Origin of the sequence: Mycobacterium sp. (assembly GCF_035623875.1) — a bacterium.
In the GTDB taxonomy this organism is placed as follows: Bacteria; Actinomycetota; Actinomycetes; order Mycobacteriales; family Mycobacteriaceae; genus Mycobacterium.
Window position 1 is genome coordinate 1 of sequence record NZ_DASPSP010000252.1, and the last position, 9691, is coordinate 9691.

The following is a 9691-nucleotide window of genomic DNA, read 5'->3' on the forward strand; positions in this document are numbered from 1 at the left end:
CGCGGATTCGGGCCTGGTCGTCGAGGCTGATCGGGTGAAGTGGGACCTGCCCGCCAATATCGACGCTCGGGAGTCCTACGCCGACGGCACTATCGAGGACATTATGGCCGACTGGTTGGTGCTGTCGGGGGTGCTCAACCGGGTCAACAACTCGATGGGCCGCGACGACCTGTACCCGTTCACGATCTTCCCACACGTCGTCGCGAAGCTCGGGTTCATCCATCGTCTGGTGACTGCGACTTCAGCAGCGTCAACCGAACATGCCACTGTGAAACAGAATTGACCGCCATGGCCACCACGCCGATCGCCGCCGACCGGATCGCCGAGGCGGTCACCGCCGCGCACGCCAGGCACAAGAAGAACCGCCGCGGCAAGAACGCCAGCTACATACCGGCTTTGGCGGAAGTAGACCCGCAGCTGTTCGGGGTATGCGTGGCGACCGTTGACGGTCAGACGTTTTCGGCCGGTGACGCCACAACTGAGTTCGCGCTGGAGTCGATCTCGAAAGTCTTCACGGCCGCGCTCGCGATCCAACAAGTAGGTCCGCGAGCGTTCCACCGCAAGGTCGGCGCCGATCCGACCGGCGAGGCGTTCAATTCGGTGCTGGCGCTGGAACTCCATAACGACAAGCCGAACTCGCCGATGGTCAACGCGGGGGCGATGACGGCAACGAGTCTGGTGTCGGCCACCGACGCTGACGACCGCTCGCGCCAGATCTTGCAGATTCAAACCGATTTCGCCGGGCGTCCGATCACGGTCAGCGAACAGATCGCCTCGTCCGAGCGCGCTACCAACTTCCACAACCGCGCGATCGCGTGGCTGCTGCTTTGCGGCGGATACATGTACTGCGACCCGATGGAGGCCTGCGACGTCTACACGCTGCAGTGCTCGACGCTGGTCACCGCTGTCGACCTGGCGATCATGGGCGCGACCCTGGCCAACGGGGGCATCAACCCGGTTACCGGCAAGCGCGTTATTGCACAACCCAACGTGTCGCATGTGTTGTCCTTAATGGCGATGGAGGGTCTCTACACCGCCTCCGGCGACTGGGCCTACACCGTCGGGCTGCCCGCCAAGAGTGGCGTCGGAGGCGGTCTGGTTGCGGTGTCGCCTGCCAAACTGGCGATCGCTGCCTTCTCACCGCCGCTGGACAAGGCCGGCAACAGCGTTCGCGCGCAGGCGGCGATCACCCAGATCGCGCGCACCCTCGGGCTGGGACTTTTCAATGCGTAGCGTGATCAGCTGTTTTGGCACCGCGTGTGATTTGCTGGCGTAACATCTCGGCGCGCCGCGCGGCCTGTCACGCCACCACCACACCCTGCGCCACGCAGTGGCGTGGTCCTACGGCACTAGGCCCGGATGTACGTCCACCACCACAGACCCAGGACTGACGCCATGAGCATGACGCTTCCGGCCTTCACGCCCGCGCAAGAGAGTCTGTTTCTCACGCTGGGCGGCAGGGCGCTCGACAGCCGTCTACCGCGCCCCTTCCTCGGCGACACTATGGCCGACGAGATCATCATGAAGGTCGGCTACGACCTCGGGAAGTTTCCCGCGCTGACCACCAAGCTCCTCGACGCAAAATCGAGAGTCTTCGACATCGCGGTACGGGCCAAAAGACTTGACGAAGTGGTGCGCCGCTTCATCTCTGACCACCCGGATGCGATCGTGCTGGATCTGGGCGCTGGCCTGGACAGCAGGATGTTCCGCATCGACCCGCCACCCACCGTCGGATGGTATGACATCGACTTCCCCGAGGTCATCGCGCTGCGCGGTCGGCTGGTACCGCAACCCGCGAACGCCCACAACGTCGGCGCCGACCTCATCGACCCGGACTGGCTCGCCGATATCCCCACAGCGCAGCCAGCAGTCATCGTCGCCGATGGCCTGGTTCCGTTCCTCACCCAAGACGACTTCGTGTTCCTACTTAACAGACTCACCAGCCACTTCCCCGGCGGGGAGCTGGCATTCAATCTCTACACCCGCTATGCCATCTGGACGCTCAAGCGCACACCAAGCATGGCCGCCATCGCAGGCGGCGTGGTCAACCCCGGTTTCAACGATCCCCGTCAACCCGAACGCTGGGTAGGCGGCCTGAAACTAGTCGAGGAGATCTTCCTCACCCGAGCACCCGAAGTTGCCGAGCTCCCGCTGATCATGCGGGGGACATCGCGCCTGGCAGCATGCAGCGCGAGCGTGTCCCGGTTGATCGGCACCGTAGTGTTGCGCTTCCGCTTCTGAATTCGTAGTCGATTCTGACGTCGCAACACAACGAACAACGAGCCCCACCTACTACGCTCAAACTCAGACGTCCCAGCCGGCGGCATCTCAAACATGAAGCCGGCATCAAATTCACGACGATTCAAGCTGAACGCCGTCTCGAAATAGAGCTTGAGCTCAACCGGTCAGCGCATCACTGGGACGAGGGTAGTCGGTCGCTACCCCCAGAAGATTCAGATGTCGTGGGGCGATGTCGCATTCGACACGGATCTCGCTGCGAAGGTGCTCTGGGACTTGGTTGGCGCACCAGCGTTGGACGCGAGCGACGTCGACGTCAGGAAGTCCTGCGACGCTCATTAGCGGCAACGCCGACCGAGCCTGGGTTCGTGTACCACGAGCTTCCCCTGCTGCGGTTGAACGCAATGCTTGCCGAAGCCCGTGGCGACGAGGATCGCTATCGCCAGTTCCGTGAACGGTACCGCGCTCGCGCTGAATCCTGCGGTTTTGAGGGTCACATTGCGCTGGCTCACGCGATGGTCTGAATCGCCGAATCACGCTTCCGTTAAGTGACGAACGCGCGCAGGATGGAGGGGGCCGGGGTTTCACCAGGACGAGAACGGAGCGGGCGATGAAGGCGAATGTCGGCGACTACCTCGTAGTCAAGGGCACAACCACCGAACGGCATGATCAACATGCTGAGATCATCGAGGTGCGCTCTCAAGACGGCTCTCCGCCCTACGTGGTGCGTTGGCTGGTGACCGGGCACGAGGCAACGGTGTACCCCGGGTCCGACGCGGTGGTCGTCAGCGCCGCCGAGCACACAGAAGCCTCACGACGCGCTGCTGCGCGGGTCGGCCACACCGCGACATAGCCACACAGCGGTTCGTTCGGCCGGACTAGCGACCCGCGATGCGGGTGTCGACTTCCAGACCGCTGGCGTCGTCGGGGATCCGTGGCGGGTCCAGCTTCGGCATCTCGCTCTTCGAAGCCGCGGTCGAGGGCATAGCGGCTTCGTCGTCAGGGCTCCCGGACGCTTCCGGTGTTGCTCGTTCCAAGAACCGGAGCAGTTCGACGGGGAAGGGAAGCACCAGGGTGGAGTTCTTCTCTGCGGCGACCTCGACCACGGTTTCCAACAGCCGCAACTGAAGCGCAGCCGGGTGTACGGCCATCGCCTCGGCCGCCTGGGCCAGTTTTTCAGACGCCTGCAGTTCGCCATCTGCGGTGATCACCCGAGCCCGCCGCTCCCGCTCCGCCTCGGCTTGGCGCGCGATCGACCGCTTCATCGAATCCGGCAGCACTACATCCTTGATTTCCACGCGGTCGATGTGAACACCCCAGCCCAACGCAGGGCTGTCGATCATCAACTCCAGGCCCCGATTGAGACCCTCGCGGTTGCACAGTAGGTCGTCCAAGTCGCTTTTGCCGATGATCGAACGCAGCGATGTCTGCGCGACCTGGCCGATCGCGGACACATAGTCCTGTACGCCGACAACCACACGCACCGGATCCGCAACATTGAAATAGATGACCGCATCCACACGCACGGTCACGTTGTCGCGGGTGATGCCATCCTGGGCGGGCACCGGCATCGTGATGATCTGCATATTCACCTTCTCGAGGCGATCGGCGATTGGAATCAGCCGCGTGAGCCCCGGCCCACGGACACCGGATTGCACACGTCCGAAACGAAAGACGACGCCCTGTTCAAATTGCTGGACGACCCGAAGGCTCGCGCCCAGCCAGAGCGCGCCCAGGCCGAACGCTGCGGCCAGTGCATACAGGATGCTCATGATGTCCTCCACTTCCGCCCGGCAAGACCTGTCGATACTTTTCGGCGACTCCGGGCGACTTACAGCCGATGAAACATCGACACCCCACCAGTATGGGCCGATCACTCGAGACGTGCTCGAAGCGCCAGGTGCGATGCCGCTAGATCATGTCCTTGTCCGTCAGCCACCGCATCACCGGCCAGCCGACGAACACCGGTAGCCAGCAGGTGAGCACCCGATACAGCAGCACCGACGGCACACCGACGGCCGCGGGTACGCCGAAGGCGGCGAGCCCACCGATCAGCGCGGCTTCGACAGCGCCGACACCGCCGGGGGTTGGGGCCGCCGAGGCCAGCGTGCCACCGACCATCGTCACCACCGTGACGGTGACGAATGTGGTGTCGCCGCCGAAGGCTTGGACACTGGCCCACAGCGCGAACGCCGAGCCGAGAGTCGTTCCGGCACAACCGAGCAGGATCAACCCCAGCCGTTTCGGCTCGCGGGAAAGGGCGACGAGGTCGGTGCTGACTTCTTTGAGCTTCGGGCGCACGTCCGTCGCCAGCCAGCGCCGCAACCTGGGCACGAACAGGAATGTGCCGACGATGCCCAGCGCCACGCCCGCGATCAGGTACAGCATGGCGGCCTTCGGCACGAAGTGGGCCAGGTCGGTGGACGCGCCGGCAGCGGCGCTGAAGAAGATCAGCAGCGTGATGTGCACGATCACCTGCACCGACTGCTGCAGTGCTACCGCCGTAGTGGCTCGCACCGTGCTCATGCCGCCCTTCTGCAGCAACCGCACGCTGAGCGCGAGCCCACCGACGCCCGCTGGGGTTGTGGTTGCGGCGAAAGTGTTGGCCACCTGAGTGATTAACAGTTTCCAGTAGGCCACGGCCCCACCGGCACAGGCCCACAATGTGCCCGCAGCCCCGACATACGTCGATGCCGAGATGACCAGCCCCAGCAGCGCCCACCAATAGTTCGCTTTGCCCAGCTCGTTGAAGAAGGTTGGCACCGTGCTGATGAACGGGTACGCGACGTAGACCAGCGCGACGAGCAGCACCAGCTGGATGAGCTGGCCGCGGGTGAAGCGGGTGATCGTCTCGGCTTGGATCTTGTCGGTGTGAGTTTGGCGCATCACCGCCGCGCGGCTGCGGGAGATGACGGCACCCGGATCGCTGACTGAGCTCCGGACACGTTTCGGCACAGCGGATTTCGTGAGCCGGCGGGACGCAGTCAACACGGTGTCTTTGCCCAACGCGTCGATCGCCGCGTTGACCGCGGATTCCGCGCCGTAGAGCGCTGACGTCGTCACCAGCAACTGGGCGATGTCGGATTGGAGTTGGTTGTCGGTGGCGCCGTATTCGGCGCTGCCGAACCCGCCGAACAGCACGGTGCCGTCGTCGACGGTGATCTCCGCGTCACGCAGATCGCCGTGAGAGATCTGGTGGTCCTGCAGCTTTCGCAGCGACTCCCAAACCCGGGCCACCGGCGTCGCCGTCGCGCATTGCTTGAGAGAGGCTCCGCGAACGGGCTTGTGCGCGTACAACGTCCAGCCCCGGTCGAGCACGCCGACGGCGATGCTCGACGTGTTGGCCACACCCAGATCGCCGATGGCACCCGCCATCAATGCGCGATGTTCGACCGCGCGGCGCATGGACGCCTGAAAGGGTGCGGCCTCGGTGCGGCGCAGCCGCAGCTTGCTCCACAGCTGACGTAATGCGCCGCCGCTGCTTTGATGCGGGCCGTACATCTCGATGACCGCGTCGGCACCTCGACCATCCGAGGCGGCCGAGAGCGTCAGCGGCCCGGCTCCGGCCGGGCGGACCACCGTGAGGCCGGACACGACGAATCCGCGCTTGTTCAGCGCGCGGACCGCGCCGTCCAACGGCACCTCGAGCGCGGGCGTGCCACTGATCAGGACGACCAGCGCGCCGACGAACCATCCCACCGCCAAGCCCAGCAAGGCGCGGGCCGGCACGACGGCGCTGACCACGAGGTGGATCGGCACGAACGCCAGCAGCAGCGTCCACCACCAGTGTCGCCAGCGCGCGGGCAGCCAGGGGCCGGACACGGTGAGCACGGCGGCGAGCATGCCGATCCAGCGCGGGTCGTCGAGGAATTGCGCCAATACGGTGCGCAGCCGGTCGGAGAGGTCGAAGTGCCATTGCGGCGCCGCGATCCGCGTACCGGTGATCGACAGCGCGAGAAAGGCGATGGTCGCGGCGGCCGCGTAGGGTGGGAGCATTTTCCATTGCCGGGAAAGGATCAGGCCGATCAGAATCATGAACGGCAGGGCCAGGATCGCCAGGCCGTACACCAGGTAGACCACGTCGGATTGGGTAGGGGTAAGCACCCCGATGATTCGGGAGATGGATTTCTCCAGCTGGTCCCACCGGGTGCGGGTGACCACCGAACTGGTGATCACCACCGCCAGGAACACCGCGGAAAGCACGACCCGCAGGATGTCGTTGGTGCGACGGGTGAGCGGTTGCAGCAAGCTGCCGGTAACGGTGATCTCGCGCCCGTCGACCTGCATATCCCAACGATCCCGTCTGTCAGCGACCCGTCGCCAACATAACCGCAGACCGGCGTCGCAGACCGGATTTGCAGGCACAACTTGTTTGTTTCCGCGCAGCGGACGTAGCAGTCGGCGGTAGCGTCAGCGCGGCCGAGGACTAATGGCGGCCGCATCAGGTCAAAAGACCCGCCTCATCAACGCCCGTGGTCGATAGCGTCTATTTGGGCGACGACCTCGCGTTGAGGAGAGGGCAATGAGTGACCTGCTCAAACTCATCGAGAAGCGATGCTCTGCGCGCATCCCATTCAATCGCAGCCGTCCGGTCGCACGGGCAGACCTGCTGCAGGTCTTGGAAGCTGCACGCTGGAGCCCCACCGCCCATAACATGCAGAACTTCGAGGTCGTCATCGTCGACGACCAGGAGTTATTGGACAAGATCGGCACGATTGAGGTCCAGCCCTCGAAAGTGTTTCTGCGGGAGAACTTTCAGCTGCTCTCGTTCTCCGAAGATGAGCTGCGCCAGCGCAAGATTGGTCTGCTGGCTGACATCCTGCCGGCGTGGATGCGAGATGACGCCGCAACGGAAAACGCGAATGCGGCGATGCCCCTGCATTGTGTGATGCCGGGCTGTCCGGCCCTGATGATCGTGCTCTACGACGCCAGGAAGCGCGCTCCCGCCTCAGAGGGAGACGTGTTGGGCATGATGAGCCTGGGCTGCGTACTGGAGAACATGTGGTTGATGGCATGCTCGTTGGGACTTGGCTTTCAGGCCTTATCTATCTTGAGCGGGCCGCCCGTTGAGGAGGCGGTCAAGCAACTGATCGGCGCTCCCAGCTTTGTGAAGATTGCCTTTGCCGCCCGCCTCGGCTATCCCGTCACATCGGAGTCCTATCTCCGGGTACGCCGCGAAGTGGCGGAGTTCACGCATTGGAACCGCTTCGGAGCGACGGGCGGGTCCCACGCCGCTGTATCTGCCGACCAGGGAGTGCGGAGATGACCGTCTTGATGACCGGATTTCCGGGTTTCCTTGGCAGCGCGCTACTACCGGGCATCCTGCAGCGCACCGACAGTACGGCGATTTGTCTGGTGCAGCCGAAGTTCACGGCGCTGGCAAAGGAGCATGTGGATCAGCTCAGCGCTGCTGAGCCGGCTCTGCGAGCGCGGATTCAGGTGGCCGAGGGTGACGTCACCCAGCCTAGATTGGGCCTTGGCGCTGATGCTTTCAGCGACGTCACCGAGGTGTGGCACCTCGCGGCGGCTTACGACCTGGCGGTCAGCCGTGAGGTGGCGATGCGGGTGAACGTCGAGGGCACCCGCAATGTGCTGGACGCCGTGGAGCGCTGCCCGAAGTTGAACCGCCTGCACTACTTCAGCACCTGCTACGTCAGCGGCCGCTACGCCGGCCCGTTCGGCGAGGACGACCTGGAAGTCGGTGCGCCGTTCAACAACTATTACGAGGAGACTAAACACCTCGCCGAGGCGGAGGTTCGCCGCCGCATGTCGGCGGGCCTGCCGGCGACGATCTACCGACCCTCAATTGTCGTGGGCGACAGTCACACTGGGGAGACGCAAAAATTCGATGGACCGTACTACATCATGCAGTGGTTGTTGCGACAACAGCGCTATGCCGTCCTACCGGTCGCGGGAGATCCCACGATGACCCGGGTGAATGTGGTCCCGCGCGACTTCATCGTCAGCGCGGTGGGTTATCTGAGCGGGCAATCGGTTTCGGAGGGGCGGACCTATCAGCTGGCCGATCCACACCCGCTGACCGTCGACGAGATGGCAGACGCGCTCGCCCAGTCGACCGGGCGGACGCTCATCAAGGTTCCGTTGCCGCGCAAGCTCGCCAAGGCGTCGCTCGCGCGGGTTCCAGGGCTATACCGGCTGATGCGGATTCCTCCCGAAGCGGTCGACTACTTCGCGCATCCCACGTTCTATTTGACCGACCACAGCCGCACCGACCTCGCCGACGCCGGGATCGAGACGCCACCATTCCTCAAATACGTTGACCAGCTTGTGGAGTACATGCGCACCCATCCCGAAGTCAGCTCCGCAGCGATGTTCTGAGGCTAGGAGTTGAAGGGAGTAGTCATGGGCGTCGGGGACGCCCTGAAATGGGCCAGGCAGCAGATCATTACCCGGGTGCCGCAGGCCGATCTCGACCAGCGCGACCCGGATTTCATCCGCGACCAGCTGCCCGGCACTTGGCTGCTGGCGTCGCTGTATTTTCGGGCCGACGTCCGCAGACTCGACCGGATACCGGCCGAAGGACCGGTGCTACTGGTCGGCAACCACAGCGGCGGCAACGTACCGCCCGACACATTCGTCTTCACCCTGGCGTTCTGCTCGTATTTCGGCGTAGAGCGCCCGTTCTATCAGCTCGCGCACAACCTGGTCACCCTTTATCCGCCACTGCGCTGGCTTCGCAAGTTCGGCACCGTGCCGGCCAGCCCCGAAAATGCCCGGCTGGCATTGGATTCCGGTGCCGTCGTGTTGGTGTATCCGGGGGGCGATTACGAGGTTTTCCGCCCATCGTGGCAGCGACACGTTGTCGACTTCGGTGGCCGCAAAGGTTTCGTGCGGCTGGCCCGCGAGGCTGGCGTGCCGATCGTGCCGGTGGCCAGCGTCGGCGGTCAAGAGACGGCGTTGTTCCTCGGACGCGCCCAGTGGCTGGCCAAGCTGTTGCTGCTCGATAAGTTGGTCCGGCTCAAGAGCGTGCCGATCTCGCTGGCGCTGCCGTGGGGACTGAACGTGAGCGATCTGCTCGGCCACATTCCGCTGCCGGCCAAGATCGTCATCGAGGTTCAGGAGCCCATCAAAGTGCAGGACGACGACCAGGCGGTGTACGACGAAGTGATCACCAGTCTGCAGGCCGGCGTCGATCGGCTGGCCGCCGAACGTCGATTCCCGGTGATCGGCTGATGCGCGTCCAACGCCGGATCATCGTCAACGCGGATCGCGACACCGTGTGGAAGGTGCTCAGCGAACCGGATCGCTACCCCTCTTTCCTGCCTCATCTGGAGCGATGGGAGACCCTGACCGAAGGTCCCGCCCGGGTGGGCGCGCGCTACACCGTGCACTGGAAGATCGGCTCGGTGCCGGTCGGCGGCCTGATCGAGGTGGTGGAATTCGACGACGGCCGGGACCTGGCCTTTGTGGGCCTCACCGGTATCACCCTGCG

10 protein-coding genes are annotated in these 9691 nt (G+C 64.3%); 8 read left to right on the forward strand and 2 right to left on the reverse strand.

Annotated elements, in window-relative coordinates:
• The 4 genes from VEI45_RS20650 to VEI45_RS20665 all read left to right on the forward strand — a co-directional run.
• Positions 1 to 283, forward strand: a 283-nt coding sequence (locus VEI45_RS20650; protein ID WP_324856392.1) for a putative zinc-binding metallopeptidase, incomplete at its 5' end; no start/stop codon positions are given.
• Positions 284 to 288: 5 nt separating this feature from the next.
• The gene (gene glsA / locus VEI45_RS20655) at positions 289 to 1233 is read left to right on the forward strand and encodes a glutaminase A (RefSeq protein WP_324856393.1); all 945 of its coding nucleotides are present in this window, start codon (positions 289 to 291) and stop codon (positions 1231 to 1233) included.
• Positions 1234 to 1395: 162 nt separating this feature from the next.
• Positions 1396 to 2241, forward strand: a complete 846-nt coding sequence (locus VEI45_RS20660; RefSeq protein WP_324856394.1) for a class I SAM-dependent methyltransferase — start codon at positions 1396 to 1398, stop codon at positions 2239 to 2241.
• A 607-nt stretch (positions 2242 to 2848) separates the two neighbouring features.
• Positions 2849 to 3091, forward strand: coding sequence for a DUF1918 domain-containing protein (locus VEI45_RS20665; protein WP_324856395.1), 243 nt, complete (start codon positions 2849 to 2851; stop codon positions 3089 to 3091).
• Positions 3092 to 3116: 25 nt separating this feature from the next.
• Here VEI45_RS20665 and VEI45_RS20670 read toward each other — a convergent pair whose 3' ends face one another.
• Both VEI45_RS20670 and VEI45_RS20675 read right to left on the reverse strand, forming a co-directional pair.
• On the reverse strand, positions 3117 to 4010 hold the full coding sequence (locus tag VEI45_RS20670; RefSeq protein ID WP_324856396.1) for an SPFH domain-containing protein: 894 nt from the start codon (positions 4008 to 4010) through the stop codon (positions 3117 to 3119).
• Positions 4011 to 4149: 139 nt separating this feature from the next.
• Positions 4150 to 6525 carry a lysylphosphatidylglycerol synthase transmembrane domain-containing protein gene (locus VEI45_RS20675; protein ID WP_324856397.1) on the reverse strand — a complete coding sequence of 792 codons (2376 nt, stop codon included), beginning with the start codon at positions 6523 to 6525 and terminating at the stop codon, positions 4150 to 4152.
• A 235-nt stretch (positions 6526 to 6760) separates the two neighbouring features.
• Here VEI45_RS20675 and VEI45_RS20680 point away from each other — a divergent pair, with 235 nt between their 5' ends.
• From VEI45_RS20680 to VEI45_RS20695, 4 genes are all read left to right on the forward strand, one after another.
• Positions 6761 to 7504: a nitroreductase family protein gene (locus VEI45_RS20680; RefSeq protein WP_324856398.1), complete on the forward strand. Its 744-nt coding sequence runs from the start codon at positions 6761 to 6763 to the stop codon at positions 7502 to 7504.
• Positions 7501 to 8577, forward strand: coding sequence for an SDR family oxidoreductase (locus VEI45_RS20685; RefSeq protein WP_324856399.1), 1077 nt, complete (start codon positions 7501 to 7503; stop codon positions 8575 to 8577). The genes VEI45_RS20680 and VEI45_RS20685 overlap by 4 nt, the downstream gene beginning before the upstream one ends.
• Before the next feature lie 24 nt (positions 8578 to 8601).
• Positions 8602 to 9432 (forward strand): lysophospholipid acyltransferase family protein, encoded by an 831-nt coding sequence (locus tag VEI45_RS20690; protein WP_324856400.1) that lies wholly within the window; start codon positions 8602 to 8604, stop codon positions 9430 to 9432.
• The coding region (locus VEI45_RS20695; RefSeq protein WP_324856401.1) for an SRPBCC family protein at positions 9432 to 9691 on the forward strand (260 nt) is incomplete at its 3' end. The genes VEI45_RS20690 and VEI45_RS20695, both read left to right, overlap by 1 nt.